The sequence below is a fragment of the Nocardia wallacei genome, assembly GCF_029868745.1.
Classification (GTDB): domain Bacteria; phylum Actinomycetota; class Actinomycetes; order Mycobacteriales; family Mycobacteriaceae; genus Nocardia; species Nocardia wallacei_B.
Genome location: NZ_JARWOP010000271.1, coordinates 77,302 through 98,262 on the forward strand (window position 1 = coordinate 77,302; position 20,961 = coordinate 98,262).

Annotated in this window: 21 protein-coding genes; 13 read left to right on the top strand and 8 right to left on the bottom strand. The window is 68.7% G+C overall.

Annotated features, from left to right (window positions below; translation table 11 throughout):
* Positions 1 to 39 precede the first annotated feature (39 nt).
* The 5 genes from QH470_RS24315 to QH470_RS24335 are packed head-to-tail and all read right to left on the bottom strand — an operon-like array spanning position 40 to position 6,156.
* Positions 40 to 864: an HpcH/HpaI aldolase/citrate lyase family protein gene (locus QH470_RS24315; RefSeq protein ID WP_280274647.1), complete on the bottom strand. Its 825-nt coding sequence runs from the start codon at positions 862 to 864 to the stop codon at positions 40 to 42.
* Positions 865 to 882: 18 nt separating this feature from the next.
* Complete coding sequence (locus QH470_RS24320) at positions 883 to 1,365, bottom strand: MaoC family dehydratase (RefSeq protein ID WP_280274648.1); 483 nt, start codon at positions 1,363 to 1,365, stop codon at positions 883 to 885.
* Positions 1,362 to 2,522: an acyl-CoA dehydrogenase family protein gene (locus QH470_RS24325; RefSeq protein WP_280274649.1), complete on the bottom strand. Its 1,161-nt coding sequence runs from the start codon at positions 2,520 to 2,522 to the stop codon at positions 1,362 to 1,364. Before QH470_RS24325 ends, QH470_RS24320 begins: the two co-directional genes overlap by 4 nt.
* Complete coding sequence (locus QH470_RS24330) at positions 2,519 to 4,564, bottom strand: ATP-binding protein (protein ID WP_280274666.1); 2,046 nt, start codon at positions 4,562 to 4,564, stop codon at positions 2,519 to 2,521. The genes QH470_RS24325 and QH470_RS24330 overlap by 4 nt, the downstream gene beginning before the upstream one ends.
* Positions 4,565 to 4,566: 2 nt before the next feature.
* Complete coding sequence (locus QH470_RS24335; RefSeq protein WP_280274650.1) at positions 4,567 to 6,156, bottom strand: carboxyl transferase domain-containing protein; 1,590 nt, start codon at positions 6,154 to 6,156, stop codon at positions 4,567 to 4,569.
* Between the two features lie 94 nt (positions 6,157 to 6,250).
* Between QH470_RS24335 and QH470_RS24340 the strand changes: the two genes are divergently transcribed.
* A complete protein-coding gene (locus tag QH470_RS24340; protein ID WP_280274651.1) occupies positions 6,251 to 6,844 on the top strand; it encodes an SACE_7040 family transcriptional regulator in 594 nt (197 codons plus the stop codon).
* A 19-nt stretch (positions 6,845 to 6,863) separates the two neighbouring features.
* Here QH470_RS24340 and QH470_RS24345 read toward each other — a convergent pair whose 3' ends face one another.
* Together QH470_RS24345 and QH470_RS24350 are read right to left on the bottom strand one after the other, a co-directional pair.
* On the bottom strand, positions 6,864 to 7,304 hold the full coding sequence (locus QH470_RS24345; RefSeq protein WP_280274652.1) for an SRPBCC family protein: 441 nt from the start codon (positions 7,302 to 7,304) through the stop codon (positions 6,864 to 6,866).
* 257 nt (positions 7,305 to 7,561) lie between these two features.
* Positions 7,562 to 8,455, bottom strand: a complete 894-nt coding sequence (locus tag QH470_RS24350; protein ID WP_280274653.1) for an oxygenase MpaB family protein — start codon at positions 8,453 to 8,455, stop codon at positions 7,562 to 7,564.
* Positions 8,456 to 8,724: 269 nt separating this feature from the next.
* Here QH470_RS24350 and QH470_RS24355 point away from each other — a divergent pair, with 269 nt between their 5' ends.
* The 12 genes from QH470_RS24355 (at position 8,725) to QH470_RS24410 (ending at position 20,074) form a co-directional block, all read left to right on the top strand.
* Complete coding sequence (locus tag QH470_RS24355; protein WP_280274654.1) at positions 8,725 to 8,949, top strand: hypothetical protein; 225 nt, start codon at positions 8,725 to 8,727, stop codon at positions 8,947 to 8,949.
* Positions 8,949 to 9,137, top strand: a complete 189-nt coding sequence (locus QH470_RS24360) for a hypothetical protein (RefSeq protein WP_280274655.1) — start codon at positions 8,949 to 8,951, stop codon at positions 9,135 to 9,137. The genes QH470_RS24355 and QH470_RS24360 overlap by 1 nt, the downstream gene beginning before the upstream one ends.
* A 64-nt stretch (positions 9,138 to 9,201) precedes the next feature.
* A complete protein-coding gene (locus QH470_RS24365) occupies positions 9,202 to 10,053 on the top strand; it encodes an MlaE family ABC transporter permease (protein ID WP_400182977.1) in 852 nt (283 codons plus the stop codon).
* Position 10,054: 1 nt separating this feature from the next.
* On the top strand, positions 10,055 to 10,918 hold the full coding sequence (locus QH470_RS24370; protein ID WP_280274656.1) for an ABC transporter permease: 864 nt from the start codon (positions 10,055 to 10,057) through the stop codon (positions 10,916 to 10,918).
* A 9-nt stretch (positions 10,919 to 10,927) separates the two neighbouring features.
* The gene (locus QH470_RS24375; RefSeq protein ID WP_280274657.1) at positions 10,928 to 12,364 is read left to right on the top strand and encodes an MlaD family protein; all 1,437 of its coding nucleotides are present in this window, start codon (positions 10,928 to 10,930) and stop codon (positions 12,362 to 12,364) included.
* A complete protein-coding gene (locus QH470_RS24380) occupies positions 12,361 to 13,383 on the top strand; it encodes an MlaD family protein (protein WP_280274658.1) in 1,023 nt (340 codons plus the stop codon). The genes QH470_RS24375 and QH470_RS24380 overlap by 4 nt, the downstream gene beginning before the upstream one ends.
* Entirely contained in the window at positions 13,383 to 14,402 is a 1,020-nt protein-coding gene (locus QH470_RS24385) for an MlaD family protein (RefSeq protein ID WP_280274659.1), read from the top strand. Before QH470_RS24380 ends, QH470_RS24385 begins: the two co-directional genes overlap by 1 nt.
* Positions 14,399 to 15,505, top strand: coding sequence for an MCE family protein (locus QH470_RS24390; protein WP_280274660.1), 1,107 nt, complete (start codon positions 14,399 to 14,401; stop codon positions 15,503 to 15,505). The genes QH470_RS24385 and QH470_RS24390 overlap by 4 nt, the downstream gene beginning before the upstream one ends.
* The gene (locus QH470_RS24395; protein ID WP_342228462.1) at positions 15,502 to 16,746 is read left to right on the top strand and encodes an MCE family protein; all 1,245 of its coding nucleotides are present in this window, start codon (positions 15,502 to 15,504) and stop codon (positions 16,744 to 16,746) included. Before QH470_RS24390 ends, QH470_RS24395 begins: the two co-directional genes overlap by 4 nt.
* Positions 16,743 to 17,936 (top strand): MCE family protein, encoded by a 1,194-nt coding sequence (locus tag QH470_RS24400; protein WP_280274661.1) that lies wholly within the window; start codon positions 16,743 to 16,745, stop codon positions 17,934 to 17,936. Before QH470_RS24395 ends, QH470_RS24400 begins: the two co-directional genes overlap by 4 nt.
* An 8-nt stretch (positions 17,937 to 17,944) precedes the next feature.
* Positions 17,945 to 18,709: a RodZ family helix-turn-helix domain-containing protein gene (locus QH470_RS24405; protein ID WP_280274662.1), complete on the top strand. Its 765-nt coding sequence runs from the start codon at positions 17,945 to 17,947 to the stop codon at positions 18,707 to 18,709.
* Positions 18,710 to 18,817: 108 nt separating this feature from the next.
* Complete coding sequence (locus tag QH470_RS24410) at positions 18,818 to 20,074, top strand: TetR/AcrR family transcriptional regulator (RefSeq protein WP_400182976.1); 1,257 nt, start codon at positions 18,818 to 18,820, stop codon at positions 20,072 to 20,074.
* A 6-nt stretch (positions 20,075 to 20,080) separates the two neighbouring features.
* Here the strand turns inward: QH470_RS24410 and QH470_RS24415 are convergent, their stop codons facing one another.
* Positions 20,081 to 20,788: an NUDIX hydrolase gene (locus tag QH470_RS24415; RefSeq protein ID WP_280274664.1), complete on the bottom strand. Its 708-nt coding sequence runs from the start codon at positions 20,786 to 20,788 to the stop codon at positions 20,081 to 20,083.
* Between the last annotated feature and the right edge of the window lie 173 nt (positions 20,789 to 20,961).

A 20,961-nucleotide genomic window follows, 5' to 3' on the forward strand; every position in this document is an offset into this window, starting at 1 on the left:
ATCCGATCCTCCTACGACCCTGTCGGCCCGTCCAGCACGTCAGTCCCCGGACCCGGTGCGCTCGGCGCGATACACGATGCGTTCGGCGTGCAGGACGACCGGACCGTCCACCATGCGTCCCTCGAACGCGAACACGCCCCTGTTCTTCGGGACCTCCGCGAGTACTCTTCGCGCCCAAGCCAATTCGTCGGGCGCGGGCGCGTAGGCGGCGCGAATGACGGGCAGCTGACCGGGATGAATCGCCACCTTGGCGTCGAAACCCACGGCCACCGCATCGTCGGATTCCGCGCGCAGTCCGTCCAGATCGCGGATGTCGAGATACACCGAGTCCAGGGCGAACTTGCCGTACGCCTTCGCGGCGAGCAGGCTCGTGGAACGCACGTGCCGCGCCACGTCCCGGTAGCTCTTGTCGGCATGGCGGCTGGCATTGCCGCCCAGCGCCGCCACCAGATCCTCGGCCCCCCACATCACCCCGATCGCGTTGTCGACGTGCATGGCGTCGCCGATCCGCAGCGCCCCCATCGGCGACTCCACGAGCGCGATCACCTCACACTCGGTCAGGCTCGCGATCTGTTCCACCGCTTCGCATTTGGGCAGCATGAGGCGTCGATAGCGGGTGCCCGCCAGGGCCTTCAGATCGCGGGTGTGCTCCTCGGTGCCGTACGCGTTCACCCGCACCACCGTGCGCTCGGGGTCCAGCGGCGTATCGACGAGCGCCTGCCGGGCCGCCGCCTTGTCGCCCGGCGCCACACCGTCTTCCAGGTCCAGAATGACCACATCGGCTGCCGCGGCGGCCTTTTCGTAGCGTTCCGGACGATCCGCCGGGCAGAACAGCCATGCCGGGCCGGGCATCTCCCACGTCATCTGCGTGCCTTCCGCTCGTCAGTCCGGCTTCTTGCGGACCAGGGTCTTCCGGAACGCCGTCGCCACCACGTCGCCGTGCTGGTTGCGGCCGGTGTGCGCGAAGGTCACGATGCCCTCCCCCGGCCGGCTCTTGGATTCCCGCTTCTCGGTGACCACGGTCTCCGCGTACAGGGTGTCGCCATGGAACAGCGGCTTGGGGAACGCGATATCGGAGAAACCGAGATTCGCGACGATGGTGCCCTGGGTCAGTTGCGTGATCGACAACCCGACCAGGGTGGACAGCGTGAACATGGAATTCACCAGCCGCTGATGGAAGGGCGGCTGCGCCTCGGCGAAGGCCGCGTCGAGATGCAGCGCTTGAGTATTCATGGTCACGGCCGTGAACAGCACGTTGTCGGCCTCGGTGATGGTGCGGCCGGGCCGGTGCTCGTACAGCACATCGGTCTCGAATTCCTCGAACCACAGCCCGCGCTGCACCACCCGGCGCAATTGCTCGCTCACAATCCCAGCTCCCGTCCGATCAGCATGAGCTGCACCTCCGTGGTGCCCTCGCCGATTTCCAGAATCTTGCTGTCGCGGTAGTGCCGGGCCACAGCATATTCGTTCATGAAGCCGTAGCCGCCGAATACCTGAGTGGCGTCGCGGGCATTGTCCATCGCGGCCTCGCTGGCGACGAGTTTCGCGATCGCGGCCTGCTTCTTGAACGGTTTGCCCGCCAGCATCAGCGCGGCCGCGTCGTAGTAGGCGGCCCGGGCGGCGTGCGCCCGCGCCTCCATGCGCGCGATCTTGAAGGCGATGGCCTGGTTGCGCCCGATCGCCTGCCCGAACGCGTCCCGCTCGTGCGCGTAGCGGACGCTCTCGTCCACGCAGCCCTGCGCCGCGCCGACCGCGAGGGCGGCGATGGCGATGCGGCCCTCGTCGAGGATGCGCAGGAAGTTGGCGTACCCGCGGCCGCGCTCGCCGAGCAGATTCTCCTGCGGCACACGGACATCGGAGAAACTGAGCGGATGGGTGTCCGAGGCGTTCCAGCCGACCTTGTTGTAGGCGGGTTCGGCGACGAAGCCCGGCGTACCGGCCGGCACCAGGATGGTGGAGATCTCCTTCCGGCCGCCCGCCTCCCCGGTCACCGCGGTCACGGTCACCAGGCGGGTGATGTCGGTACCGGAGTTGGTGATGAACTGCTTGCTGCCGTTGATGATCCAGTCGTCACCGTCGAGCACGGCGGTGGTCCGGGTGCCGCCCGCGTCACTGCCCGCGCCCGGCTCGGTGAGCCCGAAGCCCGCCAGCGCACGGCCGGAGGTCAACTGCGGCAACCACTCCTGCTTCTGCTTGTCGTTGCCGAAGCGGTAGATCGGCATGGCGCCCAGCGAGACGCCGGCCTCCAGGGTGATCGCCACGCTCTGGTCGACCTTGCCGAGCTCCTCCAGCGCCAGGCACAGCGCGAAGTAGTCGCCGCCCATGCCGCCGTACTCCTCCGGGAACGGCAGGCCGAACAGGCCCATCTCCGCCATGCCGGCCACCACCGCGTACGGAAAGCTGTGCTCCGCATCGTGTTTCGCGGCGACCGGGGCGACCACCTGGCGCGCGAACTCCCGGACGGTCAGCGCGAGGTCCCGGTATTCGTCGGGCAGGGTGCCGGTGGACAGGAAGTCGGTCATGCGCGGTGTTCCTCTGATTCAGCGGTCGGTGATTCGTTGTGTTCGGGGTCGGCGGCGGGGACGATGCGGGCCAGCACCTGGTCCACCTGGACCTGACGGCCCGAATCCACCAGCAGCTCAACGGTTCCCGCGATCGGGGCGGTGAGGGTGTGCTCCATCTTCATGGCCTCGACGACCACGACCGGCGCGCCCGCCGATACCACCGCACCGGCCGTGGCCGGAACCGCGATCACCGTGCCCGGCATCGGACTGCGTATCTCGGCGTCGCCCACCTGCGCGGCGTCGGCCCGCGGATCCGCCTCGGCCAGTTCGCGCAGCGTCGCGGTGCCGCCGGAGTCGGCCACCCACAGCTGACCGTCGTGTTCGGCCAGCCGGACGCGGCGGCGCACGCCGTCGAGGGTCAGGGTGAGCACGTCGCCGTCGAGAACGGCGGCGAGAGAACGGGTTTCGCCGTCTTCCACCCGGACCTCGGCCGCGGCCGGGACGCCGGTCAGGTACACGTGCGCGGTGCGGTCGCCGCCGGTCAACCGGATGGCGGTCGGCGCGGGCACACCCATTCGCCAGCCGCTCGGGAGTTCCCACGGGTCGCCGGGGGTGCCGGGCCAGGCTCGCAGCCAGCGCAGCGCGGCCGCGGCGATGAATTGTTCGTCGGAGACCGGGGCGGGCCGGAAGTCCGCCGCCCGCCGGTCCAGCAGGCCGGTGTCCAGCCGTCCCGCGAGCACATCGGCGTCGGCGAGCAGGAAGCGCAGGAAGTCGGTGTTCGTCCGTACGCCCAGCACGAGCGTGTCGGCCAGGGCGCGGTCGAGCCCGGCCAACGCCTCGGCGCGGTTCGGCGCGTAGGCGATCACCTTCGACAGCATGGGGTCGTAATCGCTGCCGACCGAGGTGCCCACCCGCAGGCCCGAATCCACCCGCACGCCGGTGCCTTCCGGCTCGGCCAGGGCCAGCACCGTGCCGCCGGTGGGCAGGAAGTCGCGGCCCGGGTCCTCGGCATAGACGCGCGCCTCGACGGCGTGACCCGACATCCGGACGTCCTCCTGCGCGACCGCGAGCTTCTGCCCGGCCGCCACGCGCACCTGGCATTCGACCAGATCGACACCGGTGATCATCTCGGTGACCGGGTGCTCGACCTGCAGCCGGGTGTTCATCTCCATGAAGAAGAACTCGTCGGGGCGATCGGCGGACACGATGAACTCGACCGTGCCCGCGCCCACGTAGTCGACACTGCGCGCGGTATTGCACGCCGCCGCGCCGATGCGCGCCCTGGTCTCGGCGTCCAGCAGCGGCGACGGCGCCTCCTCGATCACCTTCTGGTGCCGGCGCTGCAGGCTGCATTCCCGTTCGCCGAGGTGCAGCACCTGGCCGTACCGGTCGGCCAGAATCTGTACCTCGATGTGGCGGGGACGCGTGACGAACCGCTCCAGGAACAGGGTGTCGTCGCCGAAGGACGCCGCCGCCTCGCGGCGGGCGCTGCGCAGCGCCTCGGGCAGCTGCCCCGGCTCGTGCACCAGGCGCATGCCCTTGCCGCCACCGCCCGCGGACGGCTTCACCAGTACCGGATATCCGATATCGGTTGCCGCGTCGATCAATTCGGCGTCGGTGAGGCCCGGCCGGGCGATGCCGGGCACCACCGGCACGCCGAAGTCGGCGACCGCGTTCTTGGCCGCGATCTTGTCGCCCATGATCTCGATGGCGCGGGTGGGCGGGCCCAGGAACACCAGGCCCGCTCGTGCCAGCGCCGCCGCGAACCGCGAATTCTCCGACAGGAAGCCGTATCCGGGATGAACCGCCTGTGCCCCCGTGCGCACGGCGGCGTCGACCACGCGATCGATATCCAGGTAGCTCTCCCGCACCGGCGCCGGGCCCAGCCGCACCGCGGTATCGGCCTCGTGCACGTGGCGGGCGTCGGCGTCGGCGTCGCTGTAGACCGCGACCGACCGAATTCCCATGGCGCGCAGGGTCCGGATCACCCGGACCGCGATCTCGCCGCGGTTGGCGACCAGCACCGTGTCGAACGGCACCGGAACGTTGTTCAGCATCATCATCACATCCGGAAGACGCCGTAGGAAACGGGCTCGAGCGGCGCCTGTGCGCACACCGAGAGGGCAAGTCCCAGTACGGTTCTGGTGTCGGCCGGGTCGATCACGCCGTCGTCCCACAACCGTGCGGTGGAGTAGTACGGATTGCCCTGCAACTCGTACTGCTCGCGGATGGGCGCCTTGAACGCCTCCTGATCCGCGGCGCTCCAGGTCTCGCCGAGCTGATCGCCGCGGACGGTGGCCAGCACCGAGGCGGCCTGCTCACCGCCCATGACCGAGATCCGCGCGTTCGGCCACATCCACAGGAAGCGCGGCGAATACGCGCGCCCGCACATCGAGTAGTTGCCCGCGCCGTAGGAGCCGCCGATCACCACCGTCAGCTTCGGCACGCGGGCACAGGCGACCGCGGTCACCATCTTCGCGCCGTGTTTGGCGATGCCGCCCGCCTCGTAGTCGCGACCGACCATGAAGCCCGTGATGTTCTGCAGGAACACCAGCGGAACCGACCGCTTGTCGCACAGCTCGATGAAATGCGCCCCCTTGACCGCGGATTCGCCGAACAGCACGCCGTTGTTGGCCACGATGCCCACCGGATGACCGTGGATGCGGGCGAACCCGGTGACCAGCGTGCGCCCGTACTCGGCCTTGAACTCGGCGAACTCGCCGCCGTCGACCACCCGGGCGATCACCTCGCGCACGTCGTAGGGCGTGCGCAGGTCGACCGGCACCACATCGTAGAGATCCGTCTGCGGCGCAACGGGTTCCACCGGCGGCGCCACGTCCCACGGCCGCGGCGCCTTGGGTCCGAGGGTGCTCACGATCCGGCGCACGATGCGCAGCGCGTCCTGGTCGTTGTCGGCGAGATGGTCGGTGACACCCGAGATCCGGGAATGCAATTCGCCGCCGCCGAGTTCCTCGGCGGTGACCACCTCACCGGTCGCGGCCTTCACCAGCGGCGGGCCGCCGAGGAAGATCGTGCCCTGGTTGCGCACGATCACCGCCTCGTCGCTCATCGCCGGGACGTACGCGCCGCCCGCGGTGCAGGAGCCGAGCACGGCCGCGATCTGCGGGATGCCGGCGGCGCTCATGGTCGCCTGGTTGTAGAAGATGCGGCCGAAGTGCTCGCGGTCCGGGAACACCTCGTCCTGGCGGGGCAGGAACGCGCCGCCGGAATCGACCAGATAGAGGCACGGCAGGTGGTTCTGCAGCGCCACCTCCTGGGCACGCAGGTGCTTCTTCACCGTCATCGGGTAGTAGGTGCCGCCCTTGACGGTGGCGTCGTTGGCGACGATCACGCATTCGCGTCCCGAGACCCGCCCGATGCCGGTGATGATGCCCGCGCCCGGACAGTCGTCGCCGTACATGCCCGTGGCGGCCAGCGGCGACAGCTCCAGAAACGGGCTGCCCTGGTCGAGCAGCTGATCGACCCGCTCGCGCGGCAGCAGCTTGCCGCGGGCCACGTGCCGCTCGCGGGCCTTGGCCGGGCCGCCGAACGCGTTCGCCGCCAGGCGCGCACGCAGATCGTCCACCAGCGCCAGATGCGCGGCGCGGTGGCCGGTCTCGGCCGAGCGCACCCCGTCCTGCGTAACCGTCATCACGCCATCCTGCCCGATTGGTTAATCGCCAATAACTGGAATTTAAGATAACCTTCATTAACCGAGCTGTCCATACCGGCCGAATGGAGGCGCGATGACCAGCAGTGATGCCAGCGCGCCCACGCGTCGCGAACAGTTGAAGGCGCAGCGGAGACAGCAGTTGCTGGAAGCGGGAGCGCGGCTGATCGCGGACCGCGGCTTCCCCGGCGTCCGGCTCGACGACCTGGGCGCGGCGGCCGGCATCAGCGGCCCGGCGGTGTATCGCCATTTCCCCAGCAAGGAGGCCCTGCTGGTGGAGTTGTTGGTCGGGGTCAGCCAGCGGTTGCTGGCGGGCGGCGAAGCCGTTGTCGCACAGTTCGATTCACCGCGCGAGGCACTGTCGCGACTGATCGACTTCCATCTCGATTTCGCCCTGGGCGAGCCGGATCTGATCCGCATCCAGGACCGCGATCTGGAGAATCTGCCCGAGACGGCCCGCCGCCAGGTGCGCCGAACCCAGCGTCAGTACGTCGAACTCTGGGTTTCCGTCCTGTGCCGGTTGCATCCGGAGTTGCCCGAGCCCACCGCCCGCGTCCAGGCGCACGCCGTATTCGGGCTGATCAACTCGACGCCGCACAGCGCCTCCGCGGCCCTGGCCACGCGGGCCCGTCCCATCCTGCGCCGGATGGCCACGGCCGCGCTGGCGTGAGTTCCGGCGCGGGCCGAGGTCAGCGACGCAGTTCGCGTTCGGCCGTGGACAGCACCGAGTGGATGCCGAGCACCACCAGCGGCGCCAGGCCGACGGTATACATATCAGCGAAAAATGGTGCGGCGACCTCGAATTGGGCATGCCACCGCACCCTGGTCCCGCCCTCGACCGGATCGAACCGCAGTACGCCGTCCTGAGATCGCAACGGCGGGAACGAATTCAGTATCCGGTACCGCATCAGCCGGGGCGGATCGTATTCGACGATCTCCTCCGAGAGCCGCAGCAGCGGCGTCACCACCAGCCGGACCGCGCCGACGCCGTGTTCGGCGACATTTCCGGGTCGCACCAGGGTGACCCGTCGCACCAGGGGTACGCGCTGGAAGTTCGTCGCATCGGTGAGCCAGTCGAACACGTCGGCAACCGGCGCCTGGATGGTGCGTTCCAGGTCCACCTTGCGCATCCGTACTCCGTTCGGGCTGTGAGGGTGTGGGACTCGCAGAGCCTACGGCTCGAATCCGGCGCGGAACCAGGTTCTCGGTCCGAACCGATGCGATTTCGATACTCCCCGTGACCAGTAGGAGTACCGAACGGTGACCAACGCCCGTTCAATACGGACATTACGGACACCTCAGTCCGGGATGCCAACTCGCACAGCACTTCTCGCGTGACGCAACCGTAACTGACCCAGACGGCGATCACGCCACCGCCGGGACTCGGTCAGATCAGCGCCCGCCGCTTGCGCAGTCGCCGCCGCACGTCTCGCATCATCGTCTTGGTGCCGAAGAAGCGAATGAACTTGGGAATGAAGCGATTGACGAAGCCGACGAACAGGAACAGATGCTCGAACCGGCGCTGATCGGCCGCCGACCACTCGATGCCCATCTGCTCGCGGAAATACGGCGGCAGGTAGCCGGCGGTGAGGAACCGCAGCAGCCCGCCGAAGAAGATCCGCATGTACCAGTGGATCATCCGCAGATGCAGCAGGTCGTCGAGGTAGGCGTGCACCTTCTCATCGATGACGATCTGCTCGCACGCCGCGTTCCAGTAGTCGTCGAACGCCGCGCGGGTGGGCGGCCACATCTCCTCGCGCACCTGCAGCGTGGTGCCGAGCGTGGCGGAGGTCTGGTAGAAGTCCTCGGCCTGCGACGGACTCATCTTTCCGTGCAACAGCTGGTAGGAGTCCTCGAAGCCGATGTAGAGGCAGGCCGCCACCCACATCTGCAGATCGCGATCGAAGGCGTTGTACCGCACCGCGGCGCCCGGCTCGGAGTGCACCTGCCGGTGCGCGACGTTGACCGCCTCGCGGAACGCCGTCTTCTCCGCATCGCTGCCCAGGATCGCCACGGCCAGATACGACGCCGTGGTCCGCAGGCGTTTCCACGGATGCACCAGCAGCGCACCGGATTCGACCTTGGAATCGGCGACCCCGTGACCCACTCCGGGCCGCGCCATCTGCATGGCCACATTCGCCGCGGCGCCCGAGAACTGCCAGAAGTCGAGCGCGTCCTGTAGCCGCGGGGGCCGCTTGGTCTCCGGCCGATGGACGGCCGGGATAGGGATGCGAGTCCGCTCGGTGGTCAGCGGGACCGAGAGCTGCGTTGCCGCGGTCATACCAGTTCTTCCCTCCCGCCGGGCTGTCCGGCACACTCGTATGTTACTGGCGATTCTGTTCCAAGTGAACCTGTTCGGCAAGAACTCTCGATAACTTCCCTCCCTTCCGTGCCGCACCGGACGGTTAAGTTGTTAGCTGACCAGCGGTTGTTTCCTGGTTTCCGGAAAAATGTATCCAGATTCGAGAATCATCAGTAACATACTCAGCCGCGGCCACTGCTGTCCCGCACGGGGGCGGTGGCGCTGGTACGCGAAAGGACCAAGCCACCATGCTCAAACGCCTGGATCGGCTGCTCAGCTACGAGATGAAGGTCTCGGAGTTCCTCGGCACGCTGATCATCCTCGGCATCCCGTACGGGATCGTCGGAGTCGTCTGGACCCTCACGCACACCTCGCACCTGAAACAACTGCACGGCATCGACGTCGTGATCTCGTTCCTCGGGTCCATCGTGTGCTGGCCGGTGCTCACCTTCTCGAATGTGTGCATGACCTGATGATGGCGCTGGTGTGGCTCATCGACATCCTGGTGCTCGGCGTCAAGATCCTCGGTGGCCGGACGGAAGTGAATCCTGTTCTGCGCGTGGGCCTCTGGGTCGCCGTGCTGTCTGTGCTCGCGGCCGGCGCCGCGGTCCTGGGCGGACTGCTGGTGCTGCTACAGCACTGGCTGACCGAGCCGGCCTGACCGGCATGCGAAGAAAGGATCGGTGCCGGTGACGACGACTCGGCCCACGGAACAACGGCGACCGGTGGAACCCTGGCAGGAATACGACGAGGGTGAGCTGCGGCGGATCACCGGAATCGCCGCCGGCCTGTGGCAGCGCCATCCGCAGCGGTCCCTCGAAACCCTCGGACGGCAGGTGCTGCTCGGGCGCGCCGCCTTCGTGCAACTCTTGGTCTCGCTGGTGCGGCGCAGGTTTCCGTACCAGGAGTTCATCAAGCAGTGCGCGTTCATGGCGAACGTGTCCGCGGCGCCGACGGTATTCGTCGCGATCCCCATCGCGGTCGTGGTGTCCATCCAGGTCGGCGCGCTTGTCGATCAGGTCGGCGCGACCACGTTCATCGGCGCGGTGGCCGGGCTCGGCATCATCCGCCAGGGTGCGCCGCTGGTGTCCGCCTTGATGATCGCGGGCGCGGTCGGCTCGGCGATCACCGCCGACCTCGGGTCGCGCACCATCCGCGAGGAGATCGACGCGATGATGGTGATGGGCGTCGACCCGGTGCGGCGGCTGGTGGCGCCGCGCCTGGCCGCGGCGGTGCTGGTGAGCATGCTGCTGTGCGGGTTCGTGGTCTTCGTCGGCTTCGCGACCGCCTACATGTTCAATGTGTATGCGCAGTCGGGGACGCCGGGCTCGTTCATCGGCTCGTTCGCCTCCTTCGCCGTCGCCACCGATCTGCTGATAGCACTGGCCAAGGCCGCGATCTTCGGGGTGCTGACCGCGGTCATCGCCTGCGATGTGGGCCTGCACACCCGCGGCGGACCCGCCGGGGTGGCCAACTCGGTCAACTCCGCCGTGGTCACCTCGGCGCTGATGTTGTTCGCCACCAACATCATTCTCACCCAGCTGGCCAACACGCTCTTTCCGGCGAAGGTGGTCTGAGATGGCCAGTTCCTATACTCCGCCCGCGGCGCAGCCGCTGCGCGTCGTCGGCCAGGCCGCGCTGGTTCCGGTGCAGGCCAACCAGCGGCTCGGTCACCAGGCGCTCACCTTCTTCCAGGCGCTCGGCGCGATTCCGTTCGTGCTGAAGCACTATCGCAAAGAGGTGGCCCGGCTGATCGCCGACGTCAGCTGGGGTAACGGGTCGCTGATCGTCGGCGGCGGCACCGTCGGCGTGGTGCTCGTGCTGTGCAGTTTCGGCGGGATCATCGTCGGGATGGAGTCGTTCACGGCGCTGAACCTGCTCACCATGAGCCCGCTCACCGGCGCCATCTCCGGCTTCGCCACCACCCGCGAGCTGGGCCCGATTCTCGCGACACTGGCCTTCGCCATTCAGGCGGGCTGCCGGTTCACCGCGCAGCTGGGCTCGATGCGCATCTCGGAGGAGATCGACGCGCTGGAGTCGTGCGCGATCCGTCCGCTGCCCTACCTGGTCAGCACCCGGATGTTCGCCGCCACGGTGACGATCGTGCCGCTGTACACCGTCGGCCTGGCCACGGCCTACCTGATGACCAAGGTGACCGTGCTGTTCCTCGGCGGCACCACCGCGGGCACCTACGACCACTACTTCTTCCAGTTCCTGCTGGGTCCGGACGTGTTCTTTTCGCTGCTGAAGGTCGTGGTGTTCACGCTGCTGGCCACGTTCATCCAGTGCTACTACGGCTACGTCGCCACCGGGGGCCCGGAGGGCGTGGGCACGGCCGCCGGGCGGGCCATCAAGATGGTGATCGTCGTGATGGTGTTCGCCAATCTTTTTCTCACACTTGCTATTTGGGGCATCGACCCCGGTTTCCGGATTTCCGGTTAGGAGGCGCTCGTGATACTCGATCCCCGTGGCCGCGGCGCCACCGCCCGCCAGCTCACCGTGGCCGGGCTCGCCGTGCTGCTCGTCTTCGCCGCGCTGCTGTACCTGCTGGCGCTGCGCTACACCGGCCGATTCACCGACAAGGTTCCGGTCGGCGCCGTGCTGACCAGTACCGGCGACGGCCTGCCCACGCGGGCCGACGTCAAGTTCCGCGGCATGGTCGTGGGCACCGTCGACGGCGTCGAGATGGTCGCGAAAGGGGAACGGCAGCGCGCCGATATCGCGCTGAAACCCGGTGTCGCGGAGACTATTCCGGCGAACGTCACGGCGCGGGTGATCCCCAACAACCTGTTCGGCGTCACCGCGATCGAACTGGTCGACAACGGCGCGGCGAGCGCCACGCTGCGCGCGGGGGCGGTCATCCCCGAGGACACCGGCGCCGCGACGATCCAGCTCCAGACCACACTCAACGTGCTGCGCAACGTGCTGAACAACATTCAGCCCGAGAAGCTCGGCCGCGTGCTCGCCACGCTGTCGGCGGCGCTGGAACCCGGCGCCCGGGTACCCGGCTCGACCATCGAGCGGCTGGACGCCTGGCTCACCCAGGTGCACGAGATTCCGCAGATCGGCGGGCTGCTGGGCGATCTGGGCCAGGCCGCGACGGCGTTGAGCCAATCTGCCCCCGAACTGGTCGGCGTGCTGTCGGATTCGGTGACCACTGCCCGCACGCTCGCCGAGCGCCGCTCCGAACTCGTCGCGCTGCTGACGAACGCCGGTACCACCGTGGACTCGGTCAACACACTGTTCGCGCGCAACCCGGACGCCGGCAAGTTCCTCGTCGGCGGGCTCGACGACCTGTTCGGCGGGCTGGCCCGCGATCCGGACGCCATCCCGTTCACGGCCGCCAACCTGAACACCGCCCTGCAACGGTTGAAAACCGTATTCCGCTGGGGCCCCAGGCGGCAGATGGTGTGGGCGATGGACGCCACCTTCACACCGTTCCAGCAGTACACGGCCGAGGACTGCCCGCACTACGGCGAGCTGTACGGCCCGCGCTGCGGCGGTCCGAGCGTGCCCGCGGTCGCTCCCCCGCCACAGTTGCCGCCGCTGATGCAGCCCCGGTGGCTCGACGCGGCGGGACCGCGGCCGACGCCCGCGGCGCCGGCGCCCGGGACGCCACCGCTGCCCGGTATCGCCGGACTGCCGGCCATTCCGGGCCTGCCCGCGCTGCCCGGCCTGCCCTCGATCCCGGGCCTCACCGCTCCGGCCGCGAATCCCGTTCCGGCGCCGGGCATCCGGCCCGCCGCGGCGGGGCTGCGCGGCGCGGACGCCGTGGCGGCCGTGGTCGGCGGACGGCCCAACCTGGCCCAGCTGCTGCTGCTCGGCCCGGTGCTCGCGGGCGGCTCGGTAACCGTCACGACCGTCCCGGAAGGCGGTGCGACACAGTGAAATCCAGGCGAGCGCTGGCCGGTTTCAGCCTCTTCGCGGTGATCGCGATCGGGCTGACCTACACCATCTACTCCACCCTGCAACGCTCGGTGACCGGGGACACGCGGCGCTATTCGGCGGTGTTCTCGGACGTACTCGGGCTGCGCGTCGGCGACGACGTGCGGGCCGCGGGCGTGCGGGTCGGCCGGGTCGACAAGATCGACTTCGCCGACGGCTACCGGGCGCGGGTGGATTTCCGCATCGAGGCCCGCCAGCACCTGACCACCACCACGAAGGCCATGGTCCGCTACCAGAACCTGATCGGGCAGCGCTACATCGCACTCGGCCCGGGCAAGGACCAGGGCGAGCCGCTGCGTCCGGACGGGGAGATCCCGATCGAGCGCACCGAACCGTCGTTCGACGTCTCGGCGCTGCTGTCGGGCTTCGAGCCGCTGTTCGACGTGCTCCAGCCGGATCAGGTGAACTCGCTGTCGGAGACGCTGGTCCAGGCGATGCAGGGCAACCAGGTGTCGCTGGCGCAGCTGATCACCCAGGCCGCCCAGCTGGCCACCACCTTCGGTCAGCGCGACCGGATCCTCGGTGACGTGGTGGGCAATCTCAGCAGCGTGATCTCGGGCCTGGCCAATCGCAGCGGCGAGCTGGAAACCCTGATCACCCAGACCCATTCGCTGATGGACGGGTTGTACTCGCAGGGCGAGGCGCTGAAGTCGTCGGTCGATCAGGTGGCCACTTCCACCGATTCGCTGGTGCGGCTGATCGCACAGGTGCAGCCCGGTGTCACGCTGGCGCAGGACCGGGCCACCACCGGCATTCAGCTGCTGCTGCTCAACGGGGCGTCGCTGGACCAGTCGGCGGTCGAGCTGCCCGATCTGCTCAACCGGGTCGCGCAGTTCTCCAGCTACGGCACCTACGGCAACGCCTACTTCTGCAGCCTGGACGTGTCGCTCTGGGGAATCCTGCTGCCTCCGGGCCTGTTCTCGCAGGTCGGCGGCAATTCGCATTCGGAGGTGTGCCGCTGATGGCGCTATCGTCTCGCCGACTCCCGGGTTTTCTGCGCAACCGCTACCTGCGGCTGGGCCTGCTCGCGTCGGGAACGGTGCTCGTACTGCTCGTCGGCTCCAGCCTGCTCACCCAGGCCCGTGTGGGCGACACCACCATCCGGGCCGAATTCGCGCAGGCGGCCGGGCTGCGGGCCGGGGCGACCGTGGACGTGTCCGGTATCGAGGTCGGCGCGGTCCGCGCGGTGCGGCTCGACGGCGCCAAGGTCGTCGCGGACCTGAAGGTGCGCCGGGATCTGCGGCTGGGTCCGGACGCGCGCGCGGCGATCAAGATCTCCACGATCCTCGGGCGGGTGCACGTCGACCTGGTGCCGGGCAACGGAAAGGGCCTACCGGACAACCGGATCCGGCTCGACCACACCGACGTCCCGTACAACCTGGGCAAGGTCGTCCAGGACCGGGAGTACAAGCAGTCGTTCGACCGCGTCGCCCGGATCGATCCGCAGCAGTTGCGCCGGGCTCTGGACACGATGAACGCGCAGATGGGCGACTCCCCGCAGTTGGCGGTGCAGGCGCTCGACAGCATCGGCTCGCTGGCGAAGGTCGTCAACGAGCGCCGCGACGAGGTGGACACGCTCCTGAAGGGCATGGACCAGGTCTCGCAGCTGGTGGCGGACAACCAGAACAGCGTGCTCATGCTGCTGACCCGCGGCGAGGCCATCGGCACCGCGGTACAGAAGCGCCAGGAGCTGCTGCGGCAACTGCTCGACAATGTCGCCGGACTGTCGAAGCTGTTGCAGGACATGGGTTTGCAGAACAACGGTCAGCTCGGCCCGATGATCGCCGACCTGAACACCATGTCGGAGGGGCTGACGAAGAACAAGGAAAACCTCGATCGGCTCTACGAGATCATGCCGGTGACGCTGCGGCAGTTCAACAACGTCCTGGGCAACGGCCCGTACGGCGAGGTCTACGTGCCGTGGGGCCTGTTCCCGGACAACTGGATCTGCTTCGCGCAGGTCGTACAGGGGTGCAAATGAGGAAGTTTCGCGCGATCGCACAACTCGCCGCGCTCTGCCTGGTCGCGACGGTGGGGTCGGGATGCTCGCTGCTGCCGGGGTCGCTCGGCTCGATGTCGAACCAGTATCTCGGCGAACATCTGCGCATCAGCGCCGATTTCGAGAATGTCGCCGGCCTCTACACCGGCAACGAGGTGGACGTGCTGGGTGTCCCGGTCGGCCAGGTCGAGTCGATCACGGCCAAGGGCAGCTACGTCCAGGTGACGATGCTGCTCGACAAGGGTGTCCGGGTGCCCGCCGATGCCGTGGCGGCGCTGGTGAATCCGCAGCTGATCACCAACCGGCACATCGAACTGGCGCCGGCCTACGACGGCGCCGGGCCCGTCATGACCGACAACACCCATATTCCGTTGCCGCGCACCAGGACTCCGGTCGAACTCGATCGGATCCTGGAGACCTTCGATCAGCTCGGCGCGACGCTGAAGGGCGACAATCAGACCGGGCCGATGGCCAGCCGGGTACTGTTCCCGCTGCTCGACGGCAACGGCGACAAACTGCGGGACACCCTCGACGCGCTGTCGGCCGCGTTCGAGACGACCTTCGCCAACAAGGACCAGATCTCCAACACCATCGTCAAACTGAACGACATCACCCAGGTCATCGCGGGTAACGACCAGACCGTCCGGGACTTCAGCGGACGGCTCACCGAACTGGTGACCCTGATGGGTGAGCAGGCGCCGGGGCTCCAGGCGGTGCTGACGCAGCTCAACGACTTCGTCACCAACACCGCCACGGTGGTCGGCCAGAACAAGGACCAGCTGGCCGGGGCGCTGACCAGGTTCGTCGAGATCAGCAACCAGATGCGCGCCAATGCCCGCAATCTCACCGAGATCGTCGACGTCGGTCCGCTGATGTTCCAGAACCTGGCCAATGCCACCAGCTACGAACACCAGGCGCTGCGGCTGCACGGCCTGCTCGACAAGTCGGTGCTGGACGGCGAGGCCCTGTCGACGTTCTGTGAACGCGTCATGATGCGCCTCGACGGCTGCCGCACCGGGCGGATCGCCGATCTGGGACCGGATTTCGGCCTCACCGCCGCCCTGCTGGGAGTGAGCGGAAAATGATGAATGCCTCTCGCAGAACGGCTTTCACGGCGCTGTGCGCGGTGGTGACGCTCGGTACCGCCGGCTGCGCGGTGACGGTGGAGAACCTGCCGATGCCCAAGCCGGGCATCGGCGCCCCCGGTTACACCGTGCACGCCGCCTTCCGCGACGCGCTCAATCTGCCCGACCACGCGCACGTCCGGATCGGCGGCACCGACGTCGGCACCGTCACCAAGATCGAGACGACGAACTTCATCGCCGACGTGGAAATGCTTATCCGACAGGATATCTCGCTGCCCGAGGGGACGACCGCCGAGCTGCGCCAGGGGACGCCGCTCGGTGACATGTTCGTGGCGATGACGCTGCCCGCCGCGCAGGAGGCCGGCCCGCCGATGCGCGACGGCGACACCATCGGCACCGACCGCACCGGCACCGCCGCCTCGGTGGAACAGCTGATGATGTCGGTGTCGATGCTGATCAACGGCGGCGGCATCAACCAGGCCGCGCAGATCACCTCGCAGATGGACTCCATGTTCACCGGGCGCGGACCGCAGCTGTCGCATCTGCTGACCGAGATGACCTCGGTCATCGACGCCCTCAATCAGCGGACCGGTGACATCGACGCGACCCTGCAGGGGTTGAACACGCTGGCGGGCGAATTGGCCTGGCGCAAGGCCGAATTGGGCGCCGCGGCCGACACCTTCCCGCAGCTGCTCGGCCTGGTGAACGAGAACAACCAGCGCATCGTGGATCTGACCACCAAGGTGTCGACGACCATGGCGGCGCTGGGCGACTTCACCGACACCACCGGACCGCAGTTCCTCAGCCTGTTCGACAGCATCCAGAAACTGATGTCGGGGTTCACCGATATGGGCGACAACCTGACCCAGGCGTTGAGCAACCTGCACGAGATGTATCCCGGCGTGATGACCAGCCTGCGCGGTCCCGGCCTGGCGATCATGGCCACCGTGTCGTACCTGAGCGTCGGCGCGCTCACCGACCCGAAGGGCAGCCGGTGGCCGGAGATCGGCGATGTGCCCGCCTTCGTCGGCAGCCTGGCCCAGGTGTTCGAGAAGGTGTTCGGTCGCGTCATCAGCCCGCCGCGCCCGCTGCCCGCGGCCCCGGCGCCACCCGCCGTGCCGGGGGCAAGCGGCGAATTGCCGCCGGGCAGCGCGCAATCCGGCGGACCGGAGGCGAGCGGTGGCTCCCCGCCGGACGGTGCACAACCGGAACCGGACGGCGCGGCGGGTGGTGAGCGGTGAACATCCCCCTCTGGCACTGGATCGTCGGGCGGCGCGTCGCCCTGGCCAATCTCGGACTGGTGGTCGTGCTGATCCTCGGCTGCGGCTACCTGGCGCGGTATGTGCTGCGCTTCGACCCGGTACCGCACACCTTCCGGGTGACCGTGGAACTGCCGACCTCCGGCGGCCTGCTGCCGGGCAACGACGTGACCTTCCGCGGCACCCGGGTCGGCTCGGTGGCCGACCTGCGGGTCTCCGGTGACGGCATCGCCGCCGTCGCCGAAATCGAGGACAGCGCAAGGATTCCCGTCGGCGGCGCGGTCCATGTCGGGCGGCTGTCCGCCGCGGGCGAGCAGTACCTGGACTTCCGTCCCGACTCCGATACCGGGCCCTTCCTGTCCGAGGGCGCGATCGTGGACCGGTCCCGCACCAGCGTGCCGATTCCGGTGCAGAACGTCCTCGCCGACCTCAGCGGCTTCATCGGCGGTATGAACCCGGACCGGCTCACCGTCATCGTCGACGAACTCGACAAGGCGCTGGCGGGCGGGCCGGATCGGTTGCGCAACATGATCTCCGGCATCAGCCGGGCCATGGCGGGGCTCACCGACCTGCTGCCGCAGACCCGGCAGCTGATCGAGAATCTCGAGGTGATCGCCGAGACCACCTCGCACGCCCAGCCCGATCTGAGTACCGTCACCGCCGCGGGGAGCACGCTGTTCCAGCAGGCCACCGCGGCCGACGCGGAGGTGCGCCGCTTCCTCGATCAGGGGCCGGGCCAGCTGACCACGCTCGGCGAGGTGGTCGCGGCGAACCAGGACCCGATGACCGATCTGGTCACCAACTTCGTCGCCATCACCAAGGCCGCGAAGTTGCGCCAGCCCGCGATCGAGGCGCTGTTCCCGTCGCTGCGCCAAGGCATCCAGGCCCTCGGCGTGCCCGCGCACGACGGCGCCTACCACACCCTGGCCGACTTCTACCCGCGCCCGACCTGCGAGTACGACACCATCCCGGTGGCGGCCTCCGAGGCGGTCACCGACACCCGGGTCCGGCTGTACAACTACTGCGTCACCAAGGACCCGGCACTGCAGGTCCGCGGTTCGGCCAACGCGCCACGACCCGCCGTGCCCGACAACGGATCCGGGCCACCCCCGGGAGTCACCGGCGACGAACTGTCCCGCCCGGTGCCCGACATGCCGCCCTCTGGCAACTAGGAGGAACCATGAGCGACAACACCGACAACCGAACACCTTCCCCCGCAGCGGAATCCGACACGGGCACCGCGGACTCCACCGCCGCGAACCCGAGTGCCGAGACCGACTCCACGACTGCGGAATCGAATGCCGACACGGACGCGGCCACCGTGAATCCGGGGACTGAGACCGACTCCCCCACCGCGGCAACGGAATCTGGGGCAGGAACTGGGCCGCCCGCGACCGCGAGCATGTCCTCTCGCCTGCGCAGGCTCCGCCCGCCCGTTCCGGGCCGCGCCGGGCGGGCCGCCATCCGGTCCGCCGTCGCCGTGGTGCTCGGTGCCGCCGTGGCCGGGAGCATCTACTTCTATGTACAGAACGAGCACAAGCAGGACCTGCTGAGCGCGCAGGAGCAGGCCCGGCAGGCCGCCTGCGGGTACGGGCCGGTGCTGTCGACCTACGACGCGAAGAATCTGGACCACTATGTGCAGGCGGTGCTCGACGGCGCCACCGGAGATTGGCGCAAGCAGTTCGAGACCACCAGCCGCGACCTAGGTGACGTCCTGGCGAAGGGCGAGGTGGTGGCCAAGACCGACGACGTCCAGTGCGCCATCCGCAGCGCGGACGAGACCTCCGCCGAGGCGCTGGTCGTGATGGGACAGACGATCACCAGTCTCGGCACCAAGGGACAGCCGGAGAAGGGCCAGCTGTCGGTCGTCATGCGACTGGAGAAGAGCGGTGACCGCTGGCTGGTGAACAAGATCGACACTCCGTTGGCGCCGCCGCGGCCGTGAATGATAAATCGCCTGGTAGCTACCATGGCGTCCATGAACGTCGAGGGATGCCGCGGCATGCCGACCGCGCCGATATCCCGCGCCGCACCAGAGAGACAGGCCAGAACCGTGAGCCGAGGACAGCGCGGCACCGCGCACCACGCAGAACAGGCGACAACAAAACCGGAGGAGCGCGTGATCCGGCGGCGGCCGAAGAACCGCCGGGCGCAGATCGCGGCGACCTCGGCGGCCGCCTTCGGTTCGCTGGGCTACCACGGCGTCAGCATGGAGGACATCGCCACCAAGCTCGGCATCTCCTCCGCCGCGCTCTATCGGCACTACCCGAGCAAGTACGCGCTGTTCCGCGAGGAACTACTGCGGCTGGGCGCGGCCACCGTCGCGGCGGTCACGCTGCCCGAGGAGACCGCGGGCCGGCCGGCCGAGCAGCGGCTCGACCAGGTGGTCGACGCGATCATCGCCGACACCATCGCCAACCGGCCGACGGTCGCGCTGGTCCGCTGGGAGCGGCGCTACCTCGAGGACGACGATCGCCGGACGCTCGACGACCAGTTCGCCGCCGCCCTCACCACCCTGCGGGATCTGATCGGCGAACTGCGGCCCGAACTGTCCCGACGCGATCGCCTGGTGCGCGCGGTGGCGGTGTTCAGCGTGATCAGCAGCATCGGCGACCATCACGCCACGCTCCCGGTGAAAGCCATGACGGCCGTGCTGAATTCGGCGGCGTGGTCGCTGATCCGCGCCGACCTCCCGACCGCGGAAGCGCCGCCGCGGCCGCCGCGCGCGGTGGAGATTCCGCAGTCGTTCAAGCACGAACTGCTGTTGAAGAAGGCCGTCGAACTGTTCCACGAGCGCGGCTACCCGAATGTCAGCGTCGAGGACATCGCGATGGCGGCCGATCTGTCGGCGGCCTCGGCGGTCTATCGCTACTACCGCAGCAAGAGCGATCTGCTGGCCGCGGCCTTCCGGCGTGCCGCCGATCGGATGTCGGGGGCGATCGGCCCGGCGGTGGCGGCCTCGCCGACGCCCGCCGAGGCGCTGTCCAAGCTGATCGACCTGTACGTCGCCGGTTCGTTCGCCGAGCGCGAGCTGACCTTCGTGTACTACGCGGAGTTCGGTCACGTGGCGGTCGAGGAGCGGACGATGCTGCGTAACATCCAGCGGCTCATTGTCGCCGAGTGGGTGAAGCTGCTGGTCGAGGTGCGTCCCGAGCTGTCCGAGGCGCAGGCGCGCATCCTGGTGCAGGCGGCCTTCGGTCTCGTGGTCGACCTGGGCCGGGTCTTCGGCAACGACGCGCACATCTGCCCGCCCGACCGGGTGAGCAGCCTGATGGAAGTGATCGTGTTCGGGCGGCCGCTGTCGCAGTAGGCGAGATCAGCTGGGCCGCAACATCGGCGGGTGCAGCACTCGGGCGGGCCCGGCCCGGAACAGCTGGGCCGGGCGGCCGCCGCCCACGGTGGTGCGTCCGGTCGGCTCCACGAAACCCGGTGTGCTGGTGACCTTCCGGTGGAAATTGCGGGGATCGATGCTGGTCCCCCACACCACCTCGTATACCCGGCGCAGCTCGGCGACGGTGAATTCGGGCGCGCAGAACGCCCTCGCCAGTGGCGTGTACTCGAGTTTGGCGCGCGCCCGCTCCACGCCGTCGGTCAGGATCCGGCGATGGTCGAAGGCCACCCGCCCCCGCTCCACCAACAGTTCCTCCACCGACCAGATGGCCGCCGCCGACGCGTCCGGACCGGCTTGCGGCGCGGGCAGATTCGGCACCAGCGCGAGATAGGCGGTGCTGATCACCCGACCGCGCGGGTCGCGCCCGGGTTCGCCGTAGGTCGCCAGTTGCTCGAGATGCAGGCGGTCGGCCCGGATTCCCGTCTCCTCCCGCAACACTCGCACCGCCGCCGCCGACAGGCTCTCGTCCTGCTGCACGAATCCGCCGGGCAGCGCCCACCTTCCGCGATAGGGCGCGAACAGCCGCTGGATCAGCAGTGCGCACAGCGTGTCGTTGGTCGACCGCCGGGCGCCGAGGGTCAGCACGACCAGATCCACCCCCACCGCGGCATTGAGGCGAAAAGCATTGCCCATGGCCGCGATTGTATTCGTCAGAATGACGATAAGCAGTGCGATCGAATGGCGGCAAGGAGTGCGCGAGGGAATGGGGGATCCCGGGAGTGGTGGCCCCGGGGGGGGGGCGCCGCACCCCGCCCCCCCCCCCGCCCCCCCCCCCCGGGCCGCGGCGGGGATGCTGACGGGGCGGG

What these genes read in the sequence shown, in the direction of transcription:
- QH470_RS24340 (WP_280274651.1), top strand. Translation starts at nt 6,251, where the DNA reads ATGACCAGCAGTGATGCCAGCGCGCCCACGCGTCGCGAACAGTTGAAG.
- QH470_RS24370 (WP_280274656.1), top strand. Translation starts at nt 10,055, where the DNA reads ATGGCCAGTTCCTATACTCCGCCCGCGGCGCAGCCGCTGCGCGTCGTC.
- QH470_RS24405 (WP_280274662.1), top strand. Translation starts at nt 17,945, where the DNA reads ATGAGCGACAACACCGACAACCGAACACCTTCCCCCGCAGCGGAATCC.
- QH470_RS24315 (WP_280274647.1), bottom strand. Translation starts at nt 864, where the DNA reads ATGACGTGGGAGATGCCCGGCCCGGCATGGCTGTTCTGCCCGGCGGAT.
- QH470_RS24355 (WP_280274654.1), top strand. Translation starts at nt 8,725, where the DNA reads ATGCTCAAACGCCTGGATCGGCTGCTCAGCTACGAGATGAAGGTCTCG.
- QH470_RS24360 (WP_280274655.1), top strand. Translation starts at nt 8,949, where the DNA reads ATGATGGCGCTGGTGTGGCTCATCGACATCCTGGTGCTCGGCGTCAAG.
- QH470_RS24325 (WP_280274649.1), bottom strand. Translation starts at nt 2,522, where the DNA reads ATGACCGACTTCCTGTCCACCGGCACCCTGCCCGACGAATACCGGGAC.
- QH470_RS24390 (WP_280274660.1), top strand. Translation starts at nt 14,399, where the DNA reads ATGAGGAAGTTTCGCGCGATCGCACAACTCGCCGCGCTCTGCCTGGTC.
- QH470_RS24385 (WP_280274659.1), top strand. Translation starts at nt 13,383, where the DNA reads ATGGCGCTATCGTCTCGCCGACTCCCGGGTTTTCTGCGCAACCGCTAC.
- QH470_RS24335 (WP_280274650.1), bottom strand. Translation starts at nt 6,156, where the DNA reads ATGACGGTTACGCAGGACGGGGTGCGCTCGGCCGAGACCGGCCACCGC.
- QH470_RS24350 (WP_280274653.1), bottom strand. Translation starts at nt 8,455, where the DNA reads ATGACCGCGGCAACGCAGCTCTCGGTCCCGCTGACCACCGAGCGGACT.
- QH470_RS24345 (WP_280274652.1), bottom strand. Translation starts at nt 7,304, where the DNA reads ATGCGCAAGGTGGACCTGGAACGCACCATCCAGGCGCCGGTTGCCGAC.
- QH470_RS24395 (WP_342228462.1), top strand. Translation starts at nt 15,502, where the DNA reads ATGATGAATGCCTCTCGCAGAACGGCTTTCACGGCGCTGTGCGCGGTG.
- QH470_RS24330 (WP_280274666.1), bottom strand. Translation starts at nt 4,564, where the DNA reads ATGATGCTGAACAACGTTCCGGTGCCGTTCGACACGGTGCTGGTCGCC.
- QH470_RS24415 (WP_280274664.1), bottom strand. Translation starts at nt 20,788, where the DNA reads ATGGGCAATGCTTTTCGCCTCAATGCCGCGGTGGGGGTGGATCTGGTC.